The sequence below is a fragment of the Streptomyces sp. NBC_01003 genome (assembly GCF_045162695.1).
Classification (GTDB): Bacteria; Actinomycetota; Actinomycetes; order Streptomycetales; family Streptomycetaceae; genus Streptomyces.
The window spans coordinates 5,099,317-5,125,708 of the sequence record NZ_CP108707.1; the positions used below are offsets into that span (position 1 = coordinate 5,099,317).

Consider the following 26,392-nt stretch of genomic DNA (forward strand, 5'->3'; position numbering starts at 1 on the left):
GCTTGGTCCCTTCGTACGGATTCCGCCATCCTCCCCCATGCCGGGTGGGAAGTGACAACCCCCGACCGGTTGGATCGGCCGAGTTGTGGCGCCGACCCGGTCCGGCATCGGCGTTCGCCCTGCTTTACAGCGTCTTTCCGGTGGCCGGGCCCACGATCAGGCCGTCGCCGAAGGCGTCCACCCGGACCGTGTCGCCGTCGGTGACCTCGCCGGAGAGGATCTCCTTCGCGAGCCGGTCGCCGATCGCCGTCTGCACGAGGCGGCGCAGCGGCCGTGCGCCGTACGCGGGGTCGTTGCCCTCCTCTGCGAGCCAGGCCAGGGCCGCGTCGGAGACGTCCAGGGTGAGCCGCCGCTCGGCGAGCCGCTTGGCGAGCCGGCCGATCTGGAGCCTCGCGATCCGCTCCAGCTCCTCCTTGTTCAGCGCGGAGAAGACGACGAGGTCGTCGAGCCGGTTGAGGAACTCCGGCTTGAAGGACGCCCGTACGACGTCCAGGACCTGCTGCTTCTTCTGCTCCTCGCTCGTCGTCGGCTCGACGAGGAACTGCGAGCCCAGGTTCGACGTCAGGACGAGGATCGTGTTGCGGAAGTCGACCGTGCGGCCCTGGCCGTCCGTGAGGCGCCCGTCGTCGAGCACCTGGAGCAGGACGTCGAAGACCTCCGGGTGCGCCTTCTCCACCTCGTCGAGCAGGACGACGCTGTACGGGCGCCTGCGCACCGCCTCGGTGAGCTGGCCGCCCTCCTCGTACCCGACGTAGCCGGGAGGAGCGCCCACGAGACGCGCCACGGAGTGCTTCTCGCCGTACTCGCTCATGTCGATGCGGATCATGGCCCGCTCGTCGTCGAACAGGAAGTCGGCGAGCGCCTTGGCCAGCTCGGTCTTGCCGACGCCGGTCGGGCCGAGGAACAGGAAGGAACCGGTGGGCCGGTCGGGGTCGGCGATCCCGGCACGCGTACGGCGCACGGCGTCGGACACCGCGCGTACGGCCTCGCTCTGCCCGATCAGGCGCTTGCCGAGCTCGTCCTCCATCCGCAGCAGCTTCTGCGTCTCTCCCTCCAGGAGCCGCCCGGCCGGAATGCCGGTCCAGGCCGCCACCACATCCGCGATGTCGTCCGGGCCGACCTCCTCCTTGACCATCGTGTCGGCCTCGGACGCCTCGACCTCTTCCTCCGTGGCGGCCGCCAAGTCCCTTTCCAGGGTGGGGATCTCGCCGTAGAGGAGCTTGGAGGCGGTGTCGAAGTCACCGTCGCGCTGGGCGCGCTCGGCCTGGCCGCGCAGCTCGTCGAGCTTCTCCTTCAGCTCACCGACGCGGTTGAGGGACTGCTTCTCCTTCTCCCAGCGGGCGGTGAGGCCGCGCAGCTCCTCCTCCTTGTCGGCGAGGTCGCGCCGCAGCTTCTCCAGGCGCTGCTTGCTGGCCGGATCCGTCTCCTTGGAGAGGGCCAGCTCCTCCATCTTCAGCCGGTCGACGGCGCGCTGGAGCTCGTCGATCTCGACGGGCGACGAGTCGATCTCCATGCGCAGCCGGGACGCGGCCTCGTCCACGAGGTCGATGGCCTTGTCCGGCAGGAAACGGGACGTGATGTACCGGTCGGAGAGCGACGCGGCGGCGACGAGCGCGCTGTCGGCGATCTGGACCTTGTGGTGGGCCTCGTACCGGCCCTTGAGGCCGCGCAGGATCGCGATCGAGTCCTCGACCGTCGGCTCGGCGACCAGCACCTGCTGGAAACGGCGCTCCAGGGCCGGGTCCTTCTCGATCCGCTCGCGGTACTCGTCGAGCGTGGTCGCGCCGACCATGCGCAGCTCGCCGCGCGCGAGCATCGGCTTCAGCATGTTCCCCGCGTCCATGGACGAGTCGCCGCCCGCCCCGGCCCCGACGACCGTGTGCAGCTCGTCGATGAACGTGATGACCTGCCCGTCGCTCTCCTTGATCTCGGAGAGAACGGTCTTGAGGCGCTCCTCGAACTCGCCGCGGTACTTCGCGCCCGCGACCATCGCGCCCAGGTCCAGCGAGACGAGCCGCTTGTTCTTGAGCGACTCCGGCACGTCCCCCTTCACGATCCGCTGGGCGAGCCCCTCGACGACGGCGGTCTTGCCGACGCCGGGCTCACCGATCAGGACGGGGTTGTTCTTCGTACGGCGGGACAGCACCTGCACCACACGCCGGATCTCCTGATCGCGCCCGATGACGGGGTCGAGCCTGCCCTCGCGCGCGGCGGCGGTGAAATCGGTGCCGAACTTCTCCAGGGCCTTGTACTGGCCCTCGGGGTCGGGTGTGGTCACCCGGCGCCCTCCCCTGCTCTTCTCGAAGGCGGCGAGCAGCTTCTCGGCGCTCGCCCCCTGTTCCGTCAGTACGTCGGCGACAGTGCCGCCCTTCGCGGCGATGCCGATGAGCAGATGCTCGGTGGAGAGGTACTCGTCCCCGAGCTCCTTGGCGCGCTGCGCCGCGTCCGCGATGACCGCCAGCAGCTCCCGGTTGGGCCCGGGCGGCGCCACGGTCGAGCCGGTCACGCTGGGCAGCGCGCCGAGGACCCGCTCGGCCCCGGACCGCACGGCGGCCCGATCGGCCTCGACGGCCGTCAGCAGATCCGTGATGTTCTCGTTGTCCTGGCCCTCGAGAAGCGCCAGGAGCAGATGCGCGGGAGTCAGATCCGCGTGCCCTCCGGACACGGCCCGACTGGTGGCCGCGTTGATCGCGTCCCGGCTCCGGTTCGTCAGCTCGGCGTCCACGTGCGCACTCTCCTCCTTGCGTATACCTCTCCAGCACACTGACCCTGTCAGCATACACAAAGTTGAGTCGATTCCACTCAAGGGTACGGCCGGGGTACCCCCGGGCGGGATATGTCCTGGAACGGGGATATCTTCCGGAGCATGGCCAAGCGGAACGACCCCCTGAACCCCGACCCGACCTTCCTCGGCTTCTGGCGGGAACGGCACCTGTGCACGCTGACGACCCTGCGCCCCGACGGCACCCCGCACGTGGTGCCGGTGGGCGTCACGTACGACCCGGAGGCGGGCCTCGCGCGGGTGATCGCGAACAAGTCGAGCGCGAAGGTGTCGCACGTGCTCGCGAGGTCGGGAGCGGCGCAGGGCGGGGCACGGGTCGCGGTCTGCCAGGTCGACGGCCGGCGCTGGGCGACGCTGGAGGGCCTCGCGGTGGTCCGCACGGAGCCGGACCGCGTCGAGGAGGCGGTACGCCGGTACGCGGAGCGCTACGAGCGCGTGCCCGCGCCCAACCCGGACCGGGTGGCCATCGAGATCACGCTGACGCGGGCGACGGGAAACGGGTCGCCCGCGTGACGGTGGCACAAAGCTGCAGCGGCGCCACCGTGTTCAGGTCCACGGTGACGCCGCTGCGGGGGGAAGCGCCTGCGCGATCTACAACGACGGGGGAATCGCGTCAGGCACTGCGGGGGGTGGCTGAGGCAGTACGCGGAACTTCTGGTCCCGCCTCCCGATCCAGCTGGTGGTCACGCTGGTCGAGGTTGACGAAGACCATTCCGTATCGGATGGCACACCGCACAGGCTGCGGGGCACCCCGAGGGCGGCGAAGACACCGGTAGGCCCGGATCTCCTCGTCGTCGAACTCGTCCCGCACGACGACGATCGGCTCACCGAACAGGGTGACCATCAACGAATCGCCGCGATGAGGAATCGCCGTGGCGAGATCGATGAAATGCCACCCGGACCGGTAGGCGGTCGCCATCTCACGGCGAAATGTTCTGTCGTCGGGGGGCGTCGTCATACGGCCGCGTCCACGGGAGCGACACTCCAGGAAAGATCCGGAGGCGCGATGTTCTTTCCGGCGGACGCGTGAGTGGCGGGTGTGCCACTCCAGGAGAGGTCCTGGGTGCTGAGCACACCGAAAGCCAGACCGGCGGAGAAGGCAACAGCCATCACCGAGCGAAGCATTTTCTTGCACATAGTGGGCTTCGTCCTCACTTCCATGGCTTCTCTCCCCCGACTCACTAGACGATGGCTCATTCGGCCATCCAAACACCACAGGATCGATGCATCATGTTCCTGCACGTTCAGGACCCTGGGGGGTGGATCTATGACCACGAATGACTCATATCGGACACATCCTCATGCCACGACTGAACTGTGCGACGAGGGCAGGCGGCTGTACGCCAGTGCTCTGCGTTCCGGACGCATCGCCCGAAGCGAAGTGACGGCCGCTCCCTGCCTGATGGATTTCGCCCTTCTCCACCCAGACCCGGATGACGCCGACTGGCTCCGCCCGGTTCCTCCCGCCGCCGCCCTGGCACAGCGCCTCCACCCCATCGAACGGGAAATCCAGGAGCGACGAAGCCTGGCGGTCGAACTGACCGAATACTTCGAGCCATTCATGGCCATCAGTGCGCAGGATCTGCCCACGACGCACGCCGTCACCGTGCTCGAAGGAATCAACAGGATCAATTCGGCCATCGAACTCGCCATCGCCGAGTGCCGGTCGGAGATCCTCACGGTCCAGCCCGGCGGCGGCCGCAGCGAGCACTCCCTGACGGAGGCGCTCGAACGGGGCCAGGCGGTCATCGCGCGCGGCATCACGATGCGCACGCTCTACCAGCACACGGCCCGGCACAGCCAGGGAACTCTCGTGTACGCCGAGCACATGGCCAAGGGGAACGTAGAGATACGCACCCTTGAGGAACTCATAGAGCGGCTGATGGTCTTCGACCGGACCGTCGCGTTCATACCGGTCCCCGGAGACCACCCGGTCGCCCTGGAACTCCGACATCCGGGCCTCGTCGAATACCTGGCCAAGGTCTTCGAGCAACTCTGGCGCCGTGGGGTGCCCCTCCTGGAGGAGACCCCCTACGCACCCCCGACCGACGGCATCACCGGAGTCCAGCGGTCGATCGCCAAGCTGCTCATCGAAGGCCACGTGGACGAGGCGATCGCCCGCCGCCTCGGTATGAACGTCCGCACCTGCCGTGCCCACATCGCCAAGCTCGCCGCCGCGCTCGGCAGCGGAAGCCGCGCGCAACTCGGCTTTCTGATAGCGCAGTCGGGGATCCTCGACCAGGATCACTGAACGTCGAAGGAGGAGAGCCACACGTGACCGCCGAGGTCCATCCCCATGGAGTCGAGGAGCTGTGCGCGGCCGGCTCACAGTTGTACGCGCGCGCTCTGCGAGAAGGCCGTATCCACCGCGAGGACGCCGACCCCACGCCCTGTCTTCTCGAATTCGGTCTCCTGCACACCGCCGCCGACGACATCCAGTGGCTCACACCCGTCGCGCCGGCCGTGGCCCTGCCCGGTCTCCTTCGCACCATAGAGGACGAGATCGCCCAGCAGCGCCGCCGCGAAGCCCGCCTGGCAGAGGCGTTCGCGCCGCTGATGGCCCTCGACGCACAGCGCGCCGCCGTCCCCCACGCGCCCATGCTCACGGTGCTGCTCGGCTTCCAGCGCATCAACGACGCCATCGGCGAAGCCATGGCGGAGTCCGAGGCGGAGCTGCTCACCATCCAGCCCGGCGGGAACCGCCCCCCGACGCTCCTGGCCGCGGCCCTGCCGCGCGAACAGGAAATGCTGGCCCGCGGCTGCCGCATGCGCACCCTCTACCAGCACACGTCCCGTCACTCGCCCGCGGTGCTCGCCCACTACGAGCAGTTGGAGGGCGACGTCGAGGTCCGCACCCTGGACGAGGTCACCGAACGGCTCATCCTGCTCGACAGGAGCGTCGCGTTCATCCCGGCGAACCCCGACCGCACGGTCGCCCTGGAGATCCGGCACCCCGCCCTGATCGCGTACCTGGTCACGACCTTCGAACGGCTGTGGCGCCTGGCCACCCCCATGTTCCCCGACACGGCCCAGGGGACCCCGGTCACGAGCGGTGTCCCCACCCGCCAGCGGACCATAGCCGGGCTGCTGATCGAGGGTCACAACGACGCCGTCATCGCCGCACGCCTGGGCATGAACATCCGCACCGTGCGCGTCCACATCGCCAAGCTCGCCAGCACACTCGGCAGCGACAGCCGCGCCCAACTGGGCTATCTCATCGGTCAGTCCGGAATCCTGGAACAGGACCGCTGACCTCAGGTCCAAGACTCCGGGTCAAGGCCCGCGTCGGTGTGAAGAACCGCGGCCCGGCGTGGGTGGCCTCGATCTGCGCGGGCGAACCCCCGTCGCAACGATCGGCGTGCACCTCCCGGAGGGCACGACGGTCACCGGCAGGCCCGCCGGCTGCGACGAGACGGGCACCCACCTGCACACGTGCCGGACCCCGATCCTGCTCTTGGAGAAGGCCGGTTCGACGTTCGGCTTCGTCCTGCGCGTCGACCGCGTCGTGGACGGCGGCGCGAAGGGTCCGGTCGCCACGCGGAACGACGACCCGGACCTGCGCATCTCGACGTTCGACCCTCAACTGGCCCACCTCACAGCCGAGTTCACGATCTCCCACGGCTGAGCGGAAGCGGCGCCCCGCACCAGGGGGAGGGGCGCCGTACGCTCTGCCGGCCTACTTCAGCCCGATCCGCGCACAGGCCGCCGCGTACTTCGCCGCGCAGATGTCCCCGACCTTGTAGATCCCGTCCTTGACCACCGTCGACTTGATGTTGCTCTGCGTCATCGGGACGACCTGGACCAGGAGCGACGGCACATTGGGGGTGGTCGGGCTGTCGACGCGGTCCTTCGCGAGCGCGTCGAACTCGATGCCGCGCTGCTGCGCGATGAGGACGGCCATCTGCGCGGCGGTGGACGCCTCTTCGGGGTACGGCTTGTAGACCGTCATGTACTGGTCGCCCGCCACGATGCGCTGCACAGCGGCGAGTTCGGCGTCCTGGCCGGTCACCGGCGGGAGGTCGGTGACACCGGCGGCCTTGAGAGCGCTGATGATGCCGCCCGCCATGCCGTCGTTCGCGGAGTAGACACCGGCGATGTTCTGCGCGCCGACGGCCTGGATGGCGGCCGCCATGTTGGCCCGCGCGTTCTCCGGCTTCCAGTCCTTGGTGTCGTACGACTTCGAGATCGTCACCTGGTCCTTGAGCTCGGCCAGGGCGCCGTCCTTGTAGAGCGCGGCGTTCGGGTCGGTGACCGAGCCGTTCATCATGACGATCCGGCTGTTCTTGGTCGCCTTGCTGCCCAGCGCCTTGAGGAGCGCCATGCCCTGCACATGGCCGACCTGGTCGCTGTCGAACGACACATAGCCGTCGACGGGGCCCTCGGCCAGGCGGTCGTAGGCGATGACGGGGATGCCCGCGTCCTTGGCCTTCTTGACCGATCCCGCGATGGACTTGGAGTCGACCGCGTCCAGGATGAGTACGTCGACCCGGTCGGCGATCATCTGGTCGACCTGTCTCTCCTGGCGCTTCGCGTTCTGTTCCGCGTTGGCGTAGAGGACCCGGCCCTTGCCGCTGGTGAGGCCCTCGACCTCCTTCTTGATGTGCGGATAGTCGAACTTCTCGTAGCGGGCGGTCTCTTTCTCCGGCAGGAGGACGCCGATCTTCAGGTCCTGGTTCTGCCGGGCGGACGCCTTGCCCGCGGAGTCGCTCTCCGGCTCGAGCCAGCTGCTCCCGCACCCGGTGAGAGCCACTGCCATGGCGGACGCAACGCCGACAACGGCGGCGCGCTTCGTACGCGGATTCACTTTCCATACCTCCCTGAAGTGACCGCGTCGTTGCGGCCGAGGTGGCTGGAAGCCAACTCCGCCGGAAACACAGCGTCAAGAGGTGAATCCGTAACGACTCGTAATCGGGTCCATGCGTTCCGGAGATGAACCCGCCCGTACTCCAGGTAACCCCAGTAGCCGCAACCGTCACGGCCGTCCGCCCCGACCGCGCCCGGCCCCTTCGGTGAGCAAAGTCACGGTTCCCCCACGCCTCCTACGCACCTTGTTCACGCCACTGCCGGTGAATCTCCTCGACCCGTACATCGGTGACACCGTCGTCGGCGACTGTCAGGACAAGGCGGCGCCGGGCGGCGCGGTGACGCGTGGCGCGACCCGGCCAGTCCGTGGGGCACGCGGCGGGCGTCGGGGCGGCGCCGAGGGACACACGAAGGGGCCTGGAGGCCGACAACTGTCGGCCTCCAGGCCCCTTCACGCATGCGCGTATCCGTTGTGCCTACTGCTCCGGCGGCCGCTTGGGCCGCCACACCACCAGCGCGCTCGTCTGCTGGACCTCCTGGTACGGGACCAGGTCCCGCCGGTAGGAGGCGTGAACGGCCGCCTCACGCTGCTGCATCGCCGCCGCCGCTCCCTCGACCGCCGTCGAGAGTTCCGCGACCCGCTGCTGAAGCGCCGCGACCTGGTTCTCCAGTTCGATGATGCGCTTGATGCCCGCGAGGTTGATGCCCTCGTCCTGCGACAACTGCTGCACCTGGCGGAGCAGTTCGATGTCGCGGGCCGAGTAGCGCCGGCCGCGGCCCGCCGTGCGGTCCGGGGAGACCAGGCCGAGACGGTCGTACTGGCGCAGGGTCTGCGGATGCAGCCCGCTGAGCTGGGCGGCCACCGAGATGACATAGACCGGAGACTCGTCGGTCAGCTCGTAGGCCCTGCCAACAAAGGAACTCTGTCGTCGACGGCCGTCCATACGCTCATGCTCCCTTCGCGGCCTGGAACAGTTCTGCCCGCGGATCGTCCTCCGCAGTCGCCTTTCGGTACGCCTCGAGGGCGTCCTTCGCGGTGTCGGTCAGATCCGTGGGGACCGCGACCTCCACCGTGACGAGCAGATCGCCACGGGTGCCGTCCTTGCGGACGGCGCCCTTGCCGCGGGCCCGCATCGTCCGCCCGTTCGGCGTGCCCGGGGGCAGCTTGAGCGTGACCGGGGGCCCGCCGAGCGTGGGGACCTTGACCTCGCCGCCGAGCGCGGCCTCCGGGTAGCTGACCGGGACCGTGACCGTGAGGTTGTCGCCCTTGCGGCCGAAGACCGGGTGGGAGTCCACGTGCACGACCACGTACAGGTCGCCCGCGGGGCCGCCCCGCTCGCCCGGTGCGCCCTTGCCGCGCAGCCGGATGCGCTGGTTGTCCGAGACGCCGGCCGGGATGCGGACCTGCATCGTCCGGGAGGACTTCGCACGGCCCGACCCCTTGCAGACCTCGCAGGGGGTCTCCGCGATCAGGCCGCGGCCCTTGCAGTCCACGCACGGGTCGGTCAGCGAGAAACCGCCGCCGCCACCGCGCGAGACCTGGCCCGTGCCGACGCAGGTCGGGCACACGCGCGGTGTGCCGTTCTTGTCGCCGGTGCCGGAACAGGCCTTGCAGGGCGCCTGCGACGACATGCGCAGCGGCACCGTCGCCCCGTCGACCGCCTCGGTGAAGCTGAGGGTGACCTCGGACTCGATGTCCTGACCGCGGCGCGGCTGCGTGCGCGCGCCGGTGCCCGCGCCGCCCCGGTTGAACAGGCCGCCGAAGACGTCCCCGAGTCCGCCGCCGAACCCGCCGGCACCCCCCGCCGTACCGCCCTGGGCGCCGCCTCCGAAGAGGTCGCCCAGGTCGAAGTTGAAGGAGCCGCCGCCCGGCCCGCCCGGCCCCGGACGGAATCCGCCGTTGCCGAACAGGGTGCGCGCCTCGTCGTACTCCTTGCGCTTCTTGGGGTCACCGAGGACGTCGTTCGCCTCGGAGATCTCCTTGAAGCGCTCCTCCGCCTTGGCGTTGCCCTTGTTGGCATCGGGGTGGTTCTCACGGGCGAGCTTGCGGTACGCCTTCTTGATCTCGGCGTCGGTGGCGTCCTTGGGGACGCCGAGGACCTTGTAGTAGTCCTTCTCGATGAAGTCCTTCGTGCTCATCCTCGACGTCCCTCCTCTCGCTGCTTACTGACGTCAGCCCTCGTCCGGGCCACCGCTCTCCTCGTCGTCGGCCGCGCCGTTGTCCTTGGCGGACTCGCCCTTGGCCGGCTGGGCCCCGGGCTGCGGCTCGGCCACGGCCACCCGCGCGGGGCGGATGGTGCGCTCGCCGATCCGGTAACCCGGCTGCAGGATCGCGACGCAGGTCGTCTCGGTGACGTCCGGCGCGTACGAGTGCATCAGGGCCTCGTGGATCGTCGGGTCGAAGGGTTCGCCCTCCTTGCCGAACTGCTGGAGCCCCATCTTGGCGGCGACCATCTCGAGCGACTCGGCGACCGACTTGAAGCCGCCGACCAGCTCGCCGTGCTCGCGGGCACGGCCGATGTCGTCGAGTACGGGAAGGAGCTCGGTCAGAAGGCCCGCGACCGCGACCTCCTTGACCGTGACCCGGTCCCGCTCCACCCGGCGACGGTAGTTCTGGTACTCGGCCTGGAGCCGCTGGAGGTCCGCGGTGCGCTCGCCGAGCGCCATGCGTACCTGGTCCAGCTGGGCCGTCAGGCCTACGTTCTGAACCGCCGAAGCGGCTCCTGCTGCTGCGTCCCCGGCCGGGGCCGCCCCCTCGCCCTTGTCGGGCGAGGGAGCGGCCTTCGGCTCGGCGTCGTCGGGGGTGGCGCCGGAGGGGACGTCAGGCTCGTCGCTCTCGCTGAAGCCCGGGGTCTCCTCCGTCACGCGGCACCGTCCTTGCGGTCCTCGTCGACGATCTCGGCGTCGACGACGTCGTCATCAGCGGCCTTGTGCTCGTCGCCCGGGGCTCCGGCCTCGGGACCGCCCGCGGCCTGCGCGCCCTGGGCGTCGGCGTACATGGCCTGGCCCAGCTTCTGCGAGACGGCGGCGACCTTCTCGGTGGCGGTGCGGATCTCGGCGGTGTCCTCGCCCTTGAGCTTTTCCTTCAGCTCGGCGATGGACTCCTCGACCTCGGTCTTGACCTCGCCGGGGACCTTGTCCTCGTTGTCCTTGAGGAACTTCTCCGTCTGGTAGACGAGCTGCTCGCCCTGGTTACGGGTCTCGGCGGCCTCGCGGCGACGGTGGTCCTCGTCCGCGTACTGCTCGGCCTCCTGGCGCATCCGGTCGACCTCGTCCTTCGGCAGCGAGGAGCCGCCGGTGACGGTCATCTTCTGCTCCTTGCCCGTGCCCAGGTCCTTCGCGGTCACGTGCATGATGCCGTTGGCGTCGATGTCGAAGGCGACCTCGATCTGCGGGACACCACGCGGGGCCGGCGGCAGACCGGTGAGCTCGAACATCCCGAGCTTCTTGTTGTACGCCGCGATCTCGCGCTCGCCCTGGTAGACCTGGATCTGCACGGACGGCTGGTTGTCCTCGGCCGTCGTGAAGATCTCGGAACGCTTGGTCGGGATCGTGGTGTTGCGCTCGATGAGCTTCGTCATGATCCCTCCCTTGGTCTCGATGCCGAGGGACAGCGGGGTCACGTCGAGGAGCAGGACGTCCTTGACCTCACCCTTGAGGACACCGGCCTGCAGGGCGGCGCCGATGGCGACGACCTCGTCCGGGTTCACGCCCTTGTTGGCGTCCTGACCGCCGGTCAGCTCCTTGACGAGCTCCGCGACGGCGGGCATACGGGTCGAGCCACCGACGAGAACGACGTGGTCGATCTCGGAGAGCTGGATGCCCGCGTCCTTGATGACGTTGTGGAACGGCGTCTTGCAGCGCTCCAGAAGGTCGGACGTGAGCTGCTGGAACTGGGCGCGCGTGAGCTTCTCGTCCAGGTGCAGCGGGCCCTCGGCGGACGCCGTGATGTAGGGCAGGTTGATCGTGGTCTCGGTCGAGGACGAGAGCTCGATCTTGGCCTTCTCGGCGGCCTCGCGCAGGCGCTGGAGCGCCATCTTGTCCTTGGAGAGGTCCACGCCGTGGCCGTTGTTGAACTGCTTGACCAGGTAGTCGACGACGCGCTGGTCCCAGTCGTCACCACCGAGGTGGTTGTCGCCGTTCGTGGCCTTCACCTCGACGACGCCGTCGCCGATCTCGAGCAGCGAGACGTCGAAGGTGCCGCCACCGAGGTCGAAGACGAGAATGGTCTGGTCGTCCTTGTCGAGACCGTAGGCCAGGGCAGCGGCCGTCGGCTCGTTGACAATGCGCAGGACGTTCAGACCGGCGATCTCGCCGGCCTCCTTCGTCGCCTGGCGCTCGGAGTCGTTGAAGTACGCCGGGACGGTGATGACCGCGTCCGCGACCTTCTCGCCCAGGTACGCCTCGGCGTCGCGCTTCAGCTTCTGCAGGATGAAGGCGCTCATCTGCTGCGGGTTGAAGCTCTTGCCGTCGATCTCGATCTTCCAGTCAGTGCCCATGTGGCGCTTGACCGAACGGATCGTCCTGTCGACGTTGGTGACCGCCTGGCGCTTCGCGACCTCTCCGACGAGCACCTCACCGTTCTTGGCGAAGGCGACGACGGACGGCGTGGTCCTGGCGCCCTCGGCGTTGGTGATGACGGTGGGCTCGCCGCCTTCGAGAACGCTGACGACGGAGTTAGTCGTGCCCAGGTCGATGCCGACCGCACGTGCCATTTCAATTCCTCCAGCATGACTACTTGAGTGGATCTGGCTCAAGGATGCATGACGACCGCTTTTCAGTCAACAGAGCTGAGTCGAGCCGACTCAACTTTTATGTGGCCCTTATGGCAGCCAGGAGATACGCGCAGGTCAGCTACCGCGTCGGGACCTTCGTCATGAACCTGCGACGTCCACAACAGCGGTCCGTACGGGCCGGTGAGCCCGCCGCCGCACCCCGTAGACCGGCACCCGCAGCAGCCCGGCGACCGACCCGGCCGCCGCGCAGAGCGGCCACAGCGCGGCCAGCGGATCCAGTGTCCCGTCGTGCAGCAGGAGTCCGGTCACCGCACCGGCGAGCGACGCGACGCCGAGCACCACCGCCACGCCCCGCGGGGTGAGGCCGAGCAGGCGGAGCCGGTGCGCGATGTGGTCGGCGCCGCCCTGGAAGAGCGGCCGCCCCGCGCGCCGCCGCGACACCGCCACGAGGGCCGCGTCCGCCGTCACCACGACCGTCACGGCGAACAGCGAGCCCGCGCCGGGCAGCGCCTCGTGGCCCGCGTTCACCAGGACCGCGGCGGACGCCAGCAGGAAGCCCGTGAACAGGGACCCGCAGCTCCCCAGGTGCATCCGCGCGGGGTACCAGTTGTGCATGAGGAAGCCGGTGAGCGCCGCCGCGAGCACCCCGAGAGTGGCGGCGAGCGGGCCGAGCCCCTGGGTGGTGGCGCAGGCGCTCAGGCCGAGCGCGGTCACGACGGCGACGGTGCCGAGCGCCCCGTCCGAGGTGTCGAAGAGCCGGCAGGCGTTGGTGACGAAGACGATCCACAGGACGGCCAGCGCGCCGACCAGAAAGCCGAGTTGAGAGGTGTGCACGACGAAGGTCGCCGCCCCCGCCTCGACGACGACGCGGGCCCGCGCCCCCACCGGCCGCACGTCGTCGAGGAACCCGAGCACGGCGACGGCCCCGGCCGCGATCAGCAGCGTCAGCGCGCCGGAGCCGAGCGGAAGGAGTCCGGTGCAGGCTCCGACGGTGGCGACCACGGCCGTCACCGTGGCGACGGCGGCGCCGCCCAGGCGCGGCGTCCGCCGCCCCGTGCGGCCCACCCGCCGGACGGTGAATCCGGTGCGCAGGGCGACGAGACGGAGCAGGGCGGTGAGGGCGGAGGCCGCCAGCAGGGCGGTCGCGGCGGCGGCGATCCCGTAGGACACGGCGGACGTCCCGTCAGCTCGGTTTGCGGTATCGGGGTGACACCGGAGGGGCACGCCCGGCCGGAGACCTTCATAAGCTAGTCGCTTATGTCGCAATATGGGGTGAATAACACGATTTGCTTTCGCTGTCGACCGAGGGTGACCTCAGCGACGCAGATCACCGCCCTGCTGGCTACAGTGCGGCCACACAAGTGGGTAGTCTCAGCATGGACTGAAATAAGTTACCGCTTAGTAATCGCTGAATATCCACCCTCGCAGGCCCGAGGAGCCCCCGAATGCAACTCGCCGCGATCATCGTGTCGCTGGTCCTGATCGTGGTCGGCGTCGCACTGTTCGTCCGAGCCATCGCGCAGATCTACCGCTTCATGCGGCTCGGCCAGAACGTCCCCGCCGGCACCCGCACCGACGAACCCGTACAGCGCACCGTGACGGTGGCCAAGGAGTTCCTCGGCCACACCCGGATGAACCGCTGGGGCATCGTCGGCGTGGCGCACTGGTTCGTGGCGGTGGGCTTCTTCTCGCTGCTGCTGACGATCGTGAACGCCATCGGCCAGCTCTTCCAGGCCGACTGGCTGCTCCCGATCATCGGTGAATGGGCCCCGTACAACGTCTTCGTCGAGTTCCTCGGCACGATGACGGCCCTCGGGATCCTGACGCTGATCGTCATCCGGCAGCTGAACCGGCCGGACCGGCCGGGCCGCAAGTCCCGCTTCACCGGGTCCAACACCGGTCAGGCGTACTTCGTCGAGGCCGTCATCCTCATCGTCGGCATCTGCATCTTCACGCTGCACGCCCTGGAGGGCGCCCAGCACCATGTGGACAGCTACGAGGCCTCGTTCTTCGTCTCGTACCCGGTCGTCTCCTGGTTCCGCGGCATGGACGTCTCCACGCTGCAGAACCTCACGTACTTCTTCGCCGGGCTGAAGATCGCGACCTCCTTCATCTGGATGATCACGGTCGCCCTGAAGACCGACATGGGTGTCGCCTGGCACCGCTTCCTCGCGTTCCCGAACATCTGGTTCAAGCGTGAGGCGGACGGCGGTACGGCCCTCGGCGCGCTGCAGCCGATGACCAGTGGCGGCAAGGAGATCGACTTCGAGGACCCGGGCGAGGACGACGTCTTCGGTGTCAGCCAGGTCGAGCAGTTCTCCTGGAAGGGCCTGCTGGACTTCTCCACCTGCACGGAGTGCGGGCGTTGCCAGTCGCAGTGCCCCGCCTGGAACACCGGCAAGCCGCTCTCGCCGAAGCTCCTGATCATGTCGCTGCGCGACCACGCGCACGCCAAGGCCCCCTATCTGCTCGCCGGTGGCGGCAAGTCGATGGAGGGCGAGGAGAAGGCGACCGAGGACCAGCTCAAGGACGTCCCGGCCGCCGCGCTGGCCGAGGCCGAGCGCCCGCTGATCGGCACCCTCGAAGAGAACGGCGTCATCGACCCGGACGTCCTGTGGTCCTGCACCACCTGCGGCGCCTGCGTCGAGCAGTGCCCGGTCGACATCGAGCACATCGACCACATCGTCGACATGCGCCGCTACCAGGTGATGATCGAGTCCGCGTTCCCGTCCGAGGCGGGCACGATGCTCAAGAACCTGGAGAAGAAGGGCAACCCCTGGGGCCTGGCGAAGAAGCAGCGCCTTGAGTGGCTCAAGGAGCTCGACTTCGAGGTCCCGGTCGTCGGCAAGGACATCGAGGACCTCACCGAGGTCGAGTACCTCTACTGGGTCGGCTGCGCCGGCTCGCTGGAGGACCGGGCGAAGAAGACCACCAAGGCCTTCGCGGAGCTGCTGCACATGGCGGGCGTCAAGTTCGCGATCATGGGCGGCGACGAGAAGTGCACCGGTGACTCCGCGCGTCGCCTGGGCAACGAGCCGCTGTTCCAGCAGCTCGGCCAGGAGAACGTCATGGCGCTGAACATGGCGTTCGGCGAGGAGCTCGACGACGACGGCAAGGTCGTCGCCGAGTCGGCGAAGCCCAAGTCGGCGAAGAAGATCGTCGCGACCTGCCCGCACTGCCTCAACACCATCGGCAACGAGTACCCGCAGCTCGGCGGCGATTACGAAGTAATCCACCACACCCAGCTGCTCCAGCACCTCATCGACGAGGGCAAGCTCGTCCCGGTCACGCCGGTCGAGGGTCTGATCACCTACCACGACCCGTGCTACCTGGGCCGTCACAACAAGGTCTACACGCCCCCGCGTCAGATCATGGACGCCGTCCCGGGCCTGCGTCAGCAGGAGATGCACCGCCACAAGGAGCGCGGCTTCTGCTGCGGCGCCGGCGGCGCGCGGATGTGGATGGAGGAGCGGATCGGCAAGCGCATCAACAACGAACGTGTTGACGAGGCGCTGTCGCTGAACCCCGACATCGTCTCCACCGCCTGCCCGTTCTGCCTCGTCATGCTGACCGACTCCGTCAACGGCAAGAAGAACGACGGCCAGGCCAAGGAGTCCGTCACGGTCGTCGACGTGGCCCAGCTCCTGCTCGACTCCGTGAAGACGCCGATCGACCCGGCGGGTTCGGAGGAGACCGAGGACGCGCCGGAGCCGGAGCCGGTGAAGTAGCGGTTCCGTAGTTCCGTACCGACGTACGCGGAGGGGCCGACCGGGGAGACCCGGTCGGCCCCTTCGGCGTTCGCGGGGCCGTTTACAGGACACAGGAGGGGCGTTTACGGGACAGGGGCCGCGCTCCGTGACCGAACCGGCAGGCCCCGCCCCTACCCCCTCCCCCACCCCGGCGGCATCATGAACGGGTCAAGTGGCGCATGAGGCGGGCGGGGTCAGAGGCGATGGTGGGCAAACGGGGCGGCCGCAGCGCCGCGATACGCGGGGCCGCGGCGGGGTGCACCCTGCTCATGGTCGCCGCCGTCACCGGCTGCGGCGGCGACGACAAGCCCGCCGCCGCCAAGCACCGCCCCGTGGCCATGACCGGCAGGTCCGGCGCCGCGCTCCCCGTCCCGCACGGCCGCGGCAGCAAGGTGCCGGACGACTTCAACGGGGACGGCGCCCCCGACCTCGTACTGGACGATCTCGTGCACGACGGGCTCGGGGACGACGCCGGGATCGGGGTCGTGTACGGGAAGAAGGGGCACGGACTCGTGCCCGGGGCGCGGCAGTTGCTGCGTCCCGCGAAGTACGCGGCGCCGACCGAGGGCGAGACGCCCGCCGCGTTCGACTCCGAGGCGAGCTGCGACCTCGACAAGGACGGCTTCACCGATCTGGTCGTGTCGACCGATCCGCCGTTCGACGGGCAGGGGCAGCCGCCGGTGCCGCTGCAGATCCTGTTCGGCGGCCCGGACGGGCTCACCCACCAGGGCGTGAAGCTCGTCGTCCCCGCCCAGGCGCGGTTCGGCAACGACTGGCCGGACCAGCCGGTGTGCGGCGACTTCGACGGGGACGGCTCGGTCGACCTCACGGTCCACGCGAGCGGCGGGCGGCTGAGCTTCCTGCGCGGCCCCTTCACGCGCAAGGGCGCCCCGCGCGCGGCCGGCAAGCCGCTGACCGCACCCGGCAACGTACCCGTGGGTCCCGCCTTCGACGTCGACCGCGACGGGTACGACGACCTCCTCGTACGCCGTACCTCCCGCGGCTCGTCACCGTCCCGGATCGTCCTGGGCGGCCCGCAGGGACCGGCTCGCTCCGGCGCCGCGCTGCCGTCCGGCCGCGGCCTCGCGGTGGGCCGTTTCACCAAGGGCGCCGGCGCGGACACCGCGCTGCTCACGACCTCCGGCGTCACCCTCTCGCGGCCGGGCGCCGCCGCCCTCAAGGCCACCGGAACGGCCATCACCGCGGGTGACTTCGACGGGGACGGCGTGGCCGAACTCGTCGTGTCCGGCGGCGCGTCGAAGGCCCCGAAGGTCCTGCCCGCGACCGGGAGGGCGGCCGTGACCGTCACCCCCCGGGCCGCCGGCACCACCCAGGTCCTCGAGGCGACCGACTTCGACGGAGACGGCCGCGCCGACCTCGTGGTCCGCACGTACCGCGGCGAGAGCACGGACACGATCGCCGTGTACCCCGGAGTCGAGGGCGGCGCACTCCTGGCCGGAAAGCCTCAAGTCACCTTCTCCACAGCGGAGTTCTGAGAGCGGGCGGGCCGGGCCTGCGTGCGCTGCACTCCGTGCCGCCGGCGTCCGCCGCGCCCCGTATCCGCCGTTCACCGCACGGCCACCTGGACACAACCATCCCCTCACCTCACGAGTCACACCCCCGGAACCCCTTCCCCCCATTTCCGGGAGTGCTTCTCGTGCGTATGCGCAAGCTCGTCATCGCCGCAGGTGCCGCCGTCGTCACGGCGGCCGGACTCACCCTTCCGCTCGCCGGAACCGCCTCCGCTGCCACCACGCTCAAGGACGACTTCAACGGCGACGGCTACCGCGACCTGGCCGTCGGCACCCCGGGCGCGAACTCCGTCACGGTCACGTTCGGCTCCGCGAGCGGCGTGAGCCCGTCCCACGCCGTGACCGTCACCCAGAGCACGGTCGGGGTGCCCGGCGTCACCGAGCCGGAGGACGAGTTCGGCGAGAACGTCACCTCGGGCGACGTCAACGACGACGGCTACGCCGACCTGATCGTCGGCGCGCCCGGCGAGCGGGTCACCGGCAACACCACGGGCTCCGTCACCATCGTCTGGGGCGGTCCCAGGGCCTTCGACCGGGGCGCCAAGGTCCTCAACTCCCCCACCACCGGCACCGAACGCTTCGGTGAGGCCGCCTCCTTCGTCGACATCGACGGCGACGGGTCCGCCAACCTCGCCGTGATCAGCTCCGACAGCTGGTGGTACTACGCCGAGAGCGCGGACCCGACCCGCGCCATCGCCCCCGAGGTCGACTTCCTGCCCGAGGACGTCCGCCTGGAAGGCATGGAGGCGGCCACGTTCCTCTCCAAGGACGGCTACACGTACGTCCTCTACGGGGAGCGCGCCGACGGCAAGCCGTACACCGTGTACATGAAGGGCGGCGTCGGCGACATCGGCTACTACTCGGGCGTACTCGCCGAGGGCGACGACCCGCGCGCCACCCGGGAAGCGGCCGCGGCCGCCGACGTGAACGGCGACGGCTACACCGACCTCGTGACCGGCAACGCCGCCGCGAACTCGGTCACCGTGCGCTACGGCGCGCAGGGCTCCTTCGGGGCCACGAAGACGTACACGCAGGACTCCGCGGGCGTGCCCGGCGCCGACGAGCCGGAGGACCGCTTCGGCGCCGCCGTGAGCGCCGGTGACCTCGACCACGACGGGTACGCGGACGTCGCCGTGGGCGCGCCCGGCGAGAGCGTCGGCACGGTCACGGGAACGGGCAGCGTCACCGTCCTCAAGGGCGGCACCGGCGGGCTCGGCGCGGGCCGCGCCTACCACCAGGACACGGCCGGGGTGCCCGGCGTCCCGGAGGCGGGCGACCACTTCGGCTCGTCCCTGCGCTTCAAGGACATCAACAAGAACAGCCGGGCCGACCTGGCGATCGGCGCGAACGGCGAGGACATCGGCACCTCGGCCGACGCGGGCGCCGTCTGGGTCCTGCGCGGCGCGGTCCCGTACGTCACCACGTCGTACGCCACGTCCTTCAACGGCGCGGACTTCGGGACGGCGACGAGCGGAGCGGGGCGCGCCTTCGGGACCGTCCTGCGCTGAACGGGCCCCGGGAACACCGAAATCCCGGGCGGCCGGAAATAACTGTGAACCACATACAACCCTCCGGCCCCACTACGAGTCTCCTGTTCGCCAACCGCACGGCAATGCCTGGGACAACTCCCGGCAAACACCGGCGGAACGCACCCCATTGACTGCGGATGCCCGCCAGGCATCCCCGCATGCTGCAGGAGAATCCCGCATGCACAAACACATACGTATCGCCCTCGCCTCGGCCGCCGCGGTCGCGCTGACGGGCGGGCTGCTCTCCCTCTCCACGGGCTCGGCCCTCGCCGCCGACTCCGTCCACCACCACGAGGCCGACTTCAACGGCGACCACATCGGGGACGTCGCGTTCTCCGCCGGCTGGGCGACGGTCGGCGGCAAGAAGGGCGCCGGCCAGTTCGTCGCCCTGTACGGCTCCGCGAACGGCCTGAACGCCGCCACCCGCAAGACCGTCAGCCAGAACACGACGGGCGTCCCCGGCACCGCCGAGACCAACGACGGCTTCGGCTGGGTCAGCGCGTACGGCGACTTCAACGACGACGGCTACGACGACCTGGCCGTGTCCGCCCGCTACGAGGACGTGGACGGCGACACCGACGGCGGCACCGTCATGATCACGTGGGGCTCGGCGTCGGGCCTCACCGGCGGCACGACGATCGCGGACCCGGCCGTCTCCTCCCACGACCAGTGGGGCAAGACGCTCGCCGCCGGCGACTTCGACGGCGACGGCAAGGACGACCTCGCGGTCGGCTCCACGTCGAGCACGATCTACGTCTACAAGGGCGGCATCAACAGCGCAGGCACGTCCGGCGGCCGCTACACCGTCAAGCCGCCGATCATGTCGGGTGGCGGCACGGGACCGCTCAACCTCACCGCGGGCGACGTCAACAACGACGGCAGGACCGACCTCGTCGTCGACGGCTTCGAGACCACCAGCGACTACGGCTGGAACACGAACTACTACGTGCCCGGTTCCGCGGCCGGCCTCGACGGCTCGTCCGCCACGGAGCTGAAGCGCGGCGTCATCACCGGCATCGGCGATGTGAACGGCGACGGCTTCGGCGACATCGTGACCGGCCAGGAGTGGGACCCGTCCACGGACGACACCCCCTCCGTCCCCGAGTCCGTCACCGGCGGCAAGGTCAACATCACCTACGGCTCGGCCACCGGCCCCGCCACCACCACCGCCATCTCGCAGGACACCGGCAACGTGCCCGGCGGCTCCGAGCGCGGCGACGACTTCGGCGGCGAGCTCACGCTCGGCGACATCAACGGCGACGGCTACCAGGACCTCGCCGTCGGCGCTCCGGGCGAGAACCTGGGCGGCGTCGTCAACACCGGCTCCGTCACGGTCCTCTACGGCTCGGCGAACGGCATCGACACGTCCACCGGCGGCCAGTTCTTCGCCCAGTCCACGACCGGCGTCCCCGGCACGGACGAGAAGGACGACCAGTTCGGCAACGAGGTCAAGCTGACCGACGTCAACGGCGACGGCAAGTCCGACCTGACGGTCGGCGCGCTGGGCGAGAACGACTACAACGGCGCGCTCATCTACCTGCCCTCCAGCGGCACGCAGATCACCACGACGGGCGCCCGCTCCCTGTCGGCGACGTCGGTGGGAGTCTCGACGGACGGCTACCCGGAGCTCGGCGGAAACGCGGCGAACTAGCCCTTTCTGCCAGCTCGTTGGGCCCGCACCGCTTCGGTGCGGGCCCATTCCCGACTCAGTCCCCCTGGAGCACCTTTGCGCAAGCGCACCCTCCTCTTGGCAACGGCCCTCACGACGGGCCTGCTCACCCTGCCGCTGACCTCCGCGTCCGCCGCGCCCTCCGGGCTTCAGGGGGACTTCAATGGGGACGGGTACCGGGACCTCGCCGTCGCCGACCCCAGCGCAGCCGTCTCGGGCAAGGACGTCGCCGGAGCGGTGGTCGTCTTCTACGGCTCCGCGAACGGCATCAGCGCCGACCGCCGCAAGGTCATCACGCAGGCCACATCCGGGATTCCCGGCACTCCCGAAATGGGCGACGCATTCGGTGAATCGCTCGCGACGGCGGACCTGGACCGTGACGGATACGCCGACCTACTCATCGGCGACCCGAGCGAGGACGTCGGCACCGACCGTGACGGCGGCAGCCTCACCGTGGTCTGGGGTGGCGCATCCGGCCTCGGGTCCGGCACCACCATCCAGCCGGAGACCGTCCCGGACGAGGGCTGCACCTTCGCCGAAGGCCTCGCCACCGGTGACACGGACGGCAACGGCGCCCCCGACATCGTCGTCGGATCCCGTTGCTCGGCTCAGTACTTCTACGGCCCGTTCACCCGGACAGGCACCCCCGCAGGCAAGGACCACGACCACCTCCTCGGCACCGTCCACACCGCTGCCGTCGGGAACGTGGACGGCGATGCCTCCGCAGAGCGCGTCATGCTCCCAGGCCGGTACAGCAACGATCCGGGCGGCCGCGTGTATCTCGACAACTGGAACAACGACCAGTACACGCACACCGAACTGACCCACGCCGACGGCACGGTCGGAGCGATCGGTGACACCAACGGCGACGGATACGGCGACCTCGTCCTCGGCGACTACGACGATCCGGACACGGACAAGCCGGGCGGTCACCGCGGTGGTGAAATCTCCGTCTGGTATGGCGGTCCGTCCGGAATCGATCCGGGCCAGATCCCGACCCTGATCAACCAGGACACGACGGGCGTGCCCGGCACTGGCGAGTCCGGCGACGAATTCGGCTACTCGATCGCCGCCGCCGACACCAACAAGGACGGCTACAGCGACGTCGTCGTGGGCACACCCGGCGAAGAGATCAACGGCAAGGGCAACGCAGGCGCCGTGACCGTACTGCTCGGCTCGGCCCAGGGCCCCTCCGGTACGGGATCCCTCGCCATCCACGAGGACACCGCGGGAGTCTCCGGCGCGGCCGAAGGCGGGGACGCTTTCGGTTACGCGGTGGGCCTGTCCGACCACAACGCCGACGGCAAGGCGGACCTCACGGTCGGCATCGCCGGCGAGAACACCACCGGCTGCACATGGAACACCCGCGGCACGTCCATCACCGGCTCGTTCTACATCTGCGCGGACAAGCTGGGCTTCACCGGCGGCTACGAAGGCCTCGGCTCGGTCATCGCCAACTGACACCCCCTTGGAGACACACCCCATGCGCATACGCGTCGCCACGGCGGCGGCCGCCCTCCTCGCCGCCGGCCTCACCCCCTTCGCCCTGCCCACCCCCGCGACGGCGGCGTCCGCCAAGTACGCCGACGACTTCAACGGGGACGGGTACCGCGACCTCGTGGTCGCCGCGCCACAGGCCACCGTATCCGGCCACGAGGCGGCCGGCGCGGTGGTCGTGCTGTACGGCACCTCTTCAGGGCCCTCGGCCACGAAGCGCAAGCTGATCACCCAGGCGAGCACCGGGATTCCCGGTTCGCCCGAGACCGCCGACCACTTCGGCGGATCCGTGGCCTCCGCCGACCTCGACCTCGACGGCTACGCCGACCTTGTGGTCGGCACGCCGGACGAGGACACCGACGGCGCGTTCAACAAGGGCTCCGTCACCGTCGTCTGGGGCAGCGCGCAGGGGCTGGGCTCCGGCACCGTCCTGCCACTCACGTACGGCGCCGGAGACCCTTCCGGCTGCGCGTTCGGAGTCGACCTGGCCGCTGTCCCCGTATCGCCGGCACCGCGCCCGTGGATGCACATCGCCGGTGGCTGCTCGGTGTGGACACTGCAGGGCCCCATCACCCGTACCGGCAAGGCCTACAGCAGGTCCGAACGCATCCAGGGCCCCTCGACCGAGAAGATCGTGACCGGCCGGCTCTCCGACAACTATTCCGACCAGATCGAAGTCTCGGTCCCCCTGAGCGACCACCCAATGGGCGCCGTCTACATCAACCGGGTGTCCAGCTCCAACCCCCCGCCCCTGTCCACCGACGCGAGCAACGCCACCGTCGGAGACGTCAACGGTGACGGGTACGGCGATCTCGTCCTCGGCGACCCCGGTGACATGACCGTCGACGGAACGCCGCAGGAGGGCACCGGCCACGACGGCGGCCAGATCGCAATCTGGCCGGGAAGCGCGCAGGGCATCGACCCCGCGGCACAGCCGATCCTCATCAACCAGTCCACGCCCGGCGTGCCCGGCGCCTCCGAGTCCGACGACACCTTCGGAACGGACGTGAGCGTCGCCGACATCAACCACGACGGCTTCGGCGACATCGCCGTCGGTGCGCCCGGCGAGACACTCGGGTCGGTCCGGCAGGCCGGCCAGGTCGTGATCGTCCCCGGCGGTCCCGACGGACCGACCGGCGCGGGCTCCTACGCCATCACACAGAACTCGACGGGTGTCCCCGGCACGGCTGAGCACGGGGACGCCTTCGGCACGACCGTACGCTTCGCCGACCTCACCAAGGACGGCCGTGCGGACCTCGTGGTAGGCACACCCGGCGAACTCGCCCCCGGTGCCACGCGCTCCACCGGCGGCATCTGGGTGTTCAAGGGCACGTCCACCGGCGTGAGCCTCGGCAGCTCGTACAGCGTGATGGCGGGAACGGTGGGCCTGCCCACCACCAGCGACACCAACTGGTCGGCCGTGCAGGCCCCTTGATACCGGTGACACCAGAGGCTCTCTTCTCTCCTCTCCCCCCAAGGACTCCCATGCGCCTACGCACCACCACGGCCCTCGCGGCCCTCGTCGCGGCGGGCCTCACCCCGCTGACCCTGCCGTCCGCCCCCGCTTCCGCCGCGCCCTCCGGACTTCAGGGGGACTTCAACGGGGACGGGTACCGGGACCTCGCCGTCTCGGCCCCGGGCGCCTCGGTCGGCGGCGCCGGCCGCGCCGGCACCGTCGTCACGCTGTACGGATCCGTCTCCGGCATCACCGCCGACCACCGGAAAGTCATCAGCCAGAACTCCTCCGGTGTCCCCGGATCCGCTGAGAAGAACGACGTGTTCGCCTCGGCCACCGCCACGGGTGACTTCAACGGGGACGGCTACGCGGACCTCGCAGTGGGCACTCCGGGTGAGGACGTGGGAGACGACACGGACGGCGGCACCGTCACCCTCCTCTGGGGCAGCGCCTCGGGCCTGTCCGGCGGCACGACCGTCCCGGACCCCGCACCCACCAAGCACGACAACTTCGGGCAGTCGCTCGCGGCGGGCGACTTCAGCGGCGACGGCAGGACCGACCTGGCCATCGGCAGCACCGGCACCGCCGTGTGGATCTACAAGGCCGGGATGACGAAGGCGGGCGGCAACGGCGGCAAGCTCTCCCTCGCCACCACCGTGGACGGGAACGGTCACGGCGTCTACCAACTCGCGTCCGGCGACCTGAACGGCGACGGCACCTCGGACCTGGCCGTCGGCGGAATGTGGTCCAGCCTCGTCTACGAGAGCGGGCCCGACGGCCTCACGCTCGCCGCGTCCCTGGACGACGGCGACAGCACCAACCGGCAACACCTCGCCATCGGCGACATCACGGGCGACGGCTACGACGACTTCGTCTTCGGAAGCCCCTACGACCTGAACGGCTGGGCCAGTGGCGGCGGAAGCGTGAACATCTTCCGCGGCGGCGTCGACGGCATCTCCGCGGAGCCGAACCAGGTCATCAACCAGAGCACTTCCGGTATCCCCGGATCCGACGAGTACGAGGACGCGTTCGGCAGCGCCGTCTCCGTGGGCGACATCACCGGCGACGGACTCGCCGACGTCGCGATCGGATCCTCGGACGAGTCCATCGGCAGTGCCACCACCACCGGCCAGGTCTTCGTCCTCAGGGGTACCCCGACCGGCCTGTCCACGTCCGGGGTACAGAACTTCCATCAGGACTCCGCCGGAATCCCGGGCGCGAACGAGGACGTCGACCGCTTCGGCTGGGCCGTCCAACTCACCGACGTCAACGCCGACAACCGCGCCGACCTGTTCATCGGCGCCCAGAACGAGAACGCCGGCGCGGGCGCGCTCTGGTACCTGCGCGGCACATCGGCGGGTGCCGGTACGAGCGGCGTGGTGAGCTACGGCCCCGGCTCCGTGGGCCTGTCCGCCACGGGCGGGGACTTCGGAAGTGTCCTCACCGGCTGATCTGCCGCACCCGACGTATCAGCCCCGCCAGCGCCTCCGGCCGGGTCCTGAGCACGTCACCCGGGGCGTCGCTCTCCCTCAAGAGGGCGGCGCCTTCGTGTGTGGCGAGTTCGAGGCAGTCGGGCCCGTCCTGACCGCCGGAGTACGAGGACTTCTGCCACACGATCTCCTGGGCCATGAGGGGACCTCTCACATGTCGTGCGCAAGGCGGTGGATGAGTTCCCTCGACTCTACGACCCCCAGCGCGGCCCCCTCCACTTTGTTGAGGAGCCCTCGGTAGCGGCTGAGCTGCGCCTCCGCGTCCACGAGAGCACCGCCGTGCGGGGTGTCCATCAGGACCGTGTCGAGCTGGGGCACCGGGCCGCGCGCGTACAGCATCGGGTAACACAGACCGGCGAAGCCGTCGGCGTCGAACGGTACGACCCGTACGGTCACTTGGGGCAGCTCCGACCCGTCCAGGAGATGCAGCAGCTGTTCCCTGGCAAGCTTGCTGTCGGCCGCCCGGATGCGCAGTGCCGCTTCATGAATCACCACGTCGTACCGAGTCCCGTGCTCCCCCGTCAGGAACTCCTGGCGCCACAGCCGGAACCGCACCCTCAAGTCGAGTTCCTCCTCCGGCAACTTCGGTACTGCCGCGGCGAACAGCGCCCGCACCTGCGCCTCCGTCTGCAGGAGGCCCGGGATGCTGACACTCTGGAACGTCCTCAAGTGCACTGCGTGGTACTCGAGTTCGGCCAGCTCCAGGTACCCCAAGGGCACAAGGCCGCGATACTCCTCCCACCAACCCCGCCCACTCTCCCCCGCCATGGCCGCGAGCGCATCCACAAACGCGGCGTCGTCGCAAGCGTACTGACCCGCCAAGTAGCGGGCGCGCTCCGCGCTCACCCCGGCCCGCGCCGACTCGACGGCAGAGATCCGGGTCTCGGCGAACCCCATAGACCGAGCCGCCTCCCGACCGGTCAGACCCGCACACTCTTAGAAACTGCGGAAGGCACCGCCCTGGCCACGCGGCAATGCCACCGCACCCCCACCGGGAGCCAACATGCGGAATGCCAGCAACAACTCCACCTGGGAATACACCCTCTACGTCCCCCACGATCCCCGAGCGGTGGCAATCGCCCGGCACACTCTCACCCGCATCCTCCCCACCCACCACCTCCCCGCCCTCCTCGACGACGCGCAGCTCCT

General features: G+C 69.7%; 21 protein-coding genes. 11 read left to right on the top strand and 10 right to left on the bottom strand.

Annotated elements, in window-relative coordinates; translation table 11 throughout:
* Positions 1 to 124: 124 nt before the first annotated feature.
* The gene (gene clpB, locus OG698_RS23385; protein WP_406105184.1) at positions 125 to 2,725 is read right to left on the bottom strand and encodes an ATP-dependent chaperone ClpB; all 2,601 of its coding nucleotides are present in this window, start codon (positions 2,723 to 2,725) and stop codon (positions 125 to 127) included.
* A gap of 141 nt (positions 2,726 to 2,866) precedes the next feature.
* Between clpB and OG698_RS23390 the strand changes: the two genes are divergently transcribed.
* Positions 2,867 to 3,295, top strand: a complete 429-nt coding sequence (locus OG698_RS23390; RefSeq protein WP_406105186.1) for a pyridoxamine 5'-phosphate oxidase family protein — start codon at positions 2,867 to 2,869, stop codon at positions 3,293 to 3,295.
* A gap of 100 nt (positions 3,296 to 3,395) precedes the next feature.
* Here the strand turns inward: OG698_RS23390 and OG698_RS23395 are convergent, their stop codons facing one another.
* The gene (locus OG698_RS23395; protein WP_356276626.1) at positions 3,396 to 3,740 is read right to left on the bottom strand and encodes a hypothetical protein; all 345 of its coding nucleotides are present in this window, start codon (positions 3,738 to 3,740) and stop codon (positions 3,396 to 3,398) included.
* 309 nt (positions 3,741 to 4,049) lie between these two features.
* Between OG698_RS23395 and OG698_RS23400 the strand changes: the two genes are divergently transcribed.
* The 3 genes from OG698_RS23400 to OG698_RS23410 are packed head-to-tail and all read left to right on the top strand — an operon-like array spanning position 4,050 to position 6,407.
* The gene (locus OG698_RS23400) at positions 4,050 to 5,033 is read left to right on the top strand and encodes a helix-turn-helix transcriptional regulator (protein ID WP_406105188.1); all 984 of its coding nucleotides are present in this window, start codon (positions 4,050 to 4,052) and stop codon (positions 5,031 to 5,033) included.
* Between the two features lie 23 nt (positions 5,034 to 5,056).
* On the top strand, positions 5,057 to 6,034 hold the full coding sequence (locus OG698_RS23405) for a helix-turn-helix transcriptional regulator (RefSeq protein ID WP_406105190.1): 978 nt from the start codon (positions 5,057 to 5,059) through the stop codon (positions 6,032 to 6,034).
* A gap of 58 nt (positions 6,035 to 6,092) precedes the next feature.
* Entirely contained in the window at positions 6,093 to 6,407 is a 315-nt protein-coding gene (locus OG698_RS23410; protein ID WP_406105191.1) for a hypothetical protein, read from the top strand.
* Between the two features lie 51 nt (positions 6,408 to 6,458).
* On the opposite strand, the gene OG698_RS23415 is transcribed toward OG698_RS23410, so the two are convergent.
* The 6 genes from OG698_RS23415 to OG698_RS23440 form a co-directional block, all read right to left on the bottom strand.
* Positions 6,459 to 7,586, bottom strand: coding sequence for a substrate-binding domain-containing protein (locus OG698_RS23415; RefSeq protein WP_406105192.1), 1,128 nt, complete (start codon positions 7,584 to 7,586; stop codon positions 6,459 to 6,461).
* Between the two features lie 475 nt (positions 7,587 to 8,061).
* Positions 8,062 to 8,529, bottom strand: coding sequence for a heat shock protein transcriptional repressor HspR (locus OG698_RS23420; RefSeq protein WP_383089088.1), 468 nt, complete (start codon positions 8,527 to 8,529; stop codon positions 8,062 to 8,064).
* Positions 8,530 to 8,533: 4 nt separating this feature from the next.
* Positions 8,534 to 9,724, bottom strand: coding sequence for a molecular chaperone DnaJ (gene dnaJ / locus OG698_RS23425; protein WP_406105193.1), 1,191 nt, complete (start codon positions 9,722 to 9,724; stop codon positions 8,534 to 8,536).
* A gap of 33 nt (positions 9,725 to 9,757) precedes the next feature.
* Positions 9,758 to 10,450 (bottom strand): nucleotide exchange factor GrpE, encoded by a 693-nt coding sequence (grpE, locus tag OG698_RS23430; protein ID WP_329571932.1) that lies wholly within the window; start codon positions 10,448 to 10,450, stop codon positions 9,758 to 9,760.
* Entirely contained in the window at positions 10,447 to 12,300 is a 1,854-nt protein-coding gene (dnaK, locus tag OG698_RS23435) for a molecular chaperone DnaK (protein WP_100596430.1), read from the bottom strand. The genes grpE and dnaK overlap by 4 nt, the downstream gene beginning before the upstream one ends.
* A 159-nt stretch (positions 12,301 to 12,459) precedes the next feature.
* Positions 12,460 to 13,491 carry an MraY family glycosyltransferase gene (locus tag OG698_RS23440; protein ID WP_406105195.1) on the bottom strand — a complete coding sequence of 344 codons (1,032 nt, stop codon included), beginning with the start codon at positions 13,489 to 13,491 and terminating at the stop codon, positions 12,460 to 12,462.
* A gap of 275 nt (positions 13,492 to 13,766) precedes the next feature.
* On the opposite strand from OG698_RS23440, the gene OG698_RS23445 reads away from it, so the two are divergent.
* The 7 genes from OG698_RS23445 to OG698_RS23475 all read left to right on the top strand — a co-directional run bounded on the left by OG698_RS23445 (position 13,767) and on the right by OG698_RS23475 (position 25,204).
* A complete protein-coding gene (locus OG698_RS23445; RefSeq protein WP_399968939.1) occupies positions 13,767 to 16,049 on the top strand; it encodes a (Fe-S)-binding protein in 2,283 nt (760 codons plus the stop codon).
* Positions 16,050 to 16,273: 224 nt separating this feature from the next.
* Complete coding sequence (locus OG698_RS23450; protein WP_406105197.1) at positions 16,274 to 17,566, top strand: FG-GAP repeat domain-containing protein; 1,293 nt, start codon at positions 16,274 to 16,276, stop codon at positions 17,564 to 17,566.
* Between the two features lie 167 nt (positions 17,567 to 17,733).
* Positions 17,734 to 19,110: an FG-GAP repeat protein gene (locus OG698_RS23455; RefSeq protein WP_406111236.1), complete on the top strand. Its 1,377-nt coding sequence runs from the start codon at positions 17,734 to 17,736 to the stop codon at positions 19,108 to 19,110.
* 199 nt (positions 19,111 to 19,309) lie between these two features.
* Positions 19,310 to 20,782 carry an FG-GAP and VCBS repeat-containing protein gene (locus OG698_RS23460; RefSeq protein ID WP_406105198.1) on the top strand — a complete coding sequence of 491 codons (1,473 nt, stop codon included), beginning with the start codon at positions 19,310 to 19,312 and terminating at the stop codon, positions 20,780 to 20,782.
* A gap of 75 nt (positions 20,783 to 20,857) precedes the next feature.
* Complete coding sequence (locus tag OG698_RS23465) at positions 20,858 to 22,261, top strand: FG-GAP and VCBS repeat-containing protein (RefSeq protein WP_406105200.1); 1,404 nt, start codon at positions 20,858 to 20,860, stop codon at positions 22,259 to 22,261.
* Positions 22,262 to 22,283: 22 nt separating this feature from the next.
* Positions 22,284 to 23,732 carry an FG-GAP-like repeat-containing protein gene (locus OG698_RS23470; protein WP_406105201.1) on the top strand — a complete coding sequence of 483 codons (1,449 nt, stop codon included), beginning with the start codon at positions 22,284 to 22,286 and terminating at the stop codon, positions 23,730 to 23,732.
* A 50-nt stretch (positions 23,733 to 23,782) separates the two neighbouring features.
* Positions 23,783 to 25,204, top strand: a complete 1,422-nt coding sequence (locus OG698_RS23475; RefSeq protein WP_406105202.1) for an FG-GAP-like repeat-containing protein — start codon at positions 23,783 to 23,785, stop codon at positions 25,202 to 25,204.
* On the opposite strand, the gene OG698_RS23480 is transcribed toward OG698_RS23475, so the two are convergent.
* Both OG698_RS23480 and OG698_RS23485 read right to left on the bottom strand, forming a co-directional pair.
* Positions 25,194 to 25,382: a DUF397 domain-containing protein gene (locus tag OG698_RS23480; protein ID WP_406105204.1), complete on the bottom strand. Its 189-nt coding sequence runs from the start codon at positions 25,380 to 25,382 to the stop codon at positions 25,194 to 25,196. The genes OG698_RS23475 and OG698_RS23480 overlap by 11 nt on opposite strands.
* A gap of 11 nt (positions 25,383 to 25,393) precedes the next feature.
* On the bottom strand, positions 25,394 to 26,140 hold the full coding sequence (locus OG698_RS23485; RefSeq protein ID WP_406105206.1) for a DUF5753 domain-containing protein: 747 nt from the start codon (positions 26,138 to 26,140) through the stop codon (positions 25,394 to 25,396).
* Positions 26,141 to 26,392: the final 252 nt, after the last annotated feature.

Coding starts and splice junctions, on each gene's coding strand:
- OG698_RS23390 (WP_406105186.1), top strand. CDS start 2,867: ATGGCCAAGCGGAACGACCCCCTGAACCCCGACCCGACCTTCCTCGGC.
- OG698_RS23395 (WP_356276626.1), bottom strand. CDS start 3,740: ATGACGACGCCCCCCGACGACAGAACATTTCGCCGTGAGATGGCGACC.
- OG698_RS23400 (WP_406105188.1), top strand. CDS start 4,050: ATGACCACGAATGACTCATATCGGACACATCCTCATGCCACGACTGAA.
- OG698_RS23420 (WP_383089088.1), bottom strand. CDS start 8,529: ATGGACGGCCGTCGACGACAGAGTTCCTTTGTTGGCAGGGCCTACGAG.
- dnaJ (WP_406105193.1), bottom strand. CDS start 9,724: ATGAGCACGAAGGACTTCATCGAGAAGGACTACTACAAGGTCCTCGGC.
- dnaK (WP_100596430.1), bottom strand. CDS start 12,300: ATGGCACGTGCGGTCGGCATCGACCTGGGCACGACTAACTCCGTCGTC.
- OG698_RS23445 (WP_399968939.1), top strand. CDS start 13,767: ATGCAACTCGCCGCGATCATCGTGTCGCTGGTCCTGATCGTGGTCGGC.
- OG698_RS23450 (WP_406105197.1), top strand. CDS start 16,274: ATGGTGGGCAAACGGGGCGGCCGCAGCGCCGCGATACGCGGGGCCGCG.
- OG698_RS23455 (WP_406111236.1), top strand. CDS start 17,734: ATGCGCAAGCTCGTCATCGCCGCAGGTGCCGCCGTCGTCACGGCGGCC.
- OG698_RS23460 (WP_406105198.1), top strand. CDS start 19,310: ATGCACAAACACATACGTATCGCCCTCGCCTCGGCCGCCGCGGTCGCG.
- OG698_RS23470 (WP_406105201.1), top strand. CDS start 22,284: ATGCGCATACGCGTCGCCACGGCGGCGGCCGCCCTCCTCGCCGCCGGC.
- OG698_RS23475 (WP_406105202.1), top strand. CDS start 23,783: ATGCGCCTACGCACCACCACGGCCCTCGCGGCCCTCGTCGCGGCGGGC.
- OG698_RS23480 (WP_406105204.1), bottom strand. CDS start 25,382: ATGGCCCAGGAGATCGTGTGGCAGAAGTCCTCGTACTCCGGCGGTCAG.
- OG698_RS23485 (WP_406105206.1), bottom strand. CDS start 26,140: ATGGGGTTCGCCGAGACCCGGATCTCTGCCGTCGAGTCGGCGCGGGCC.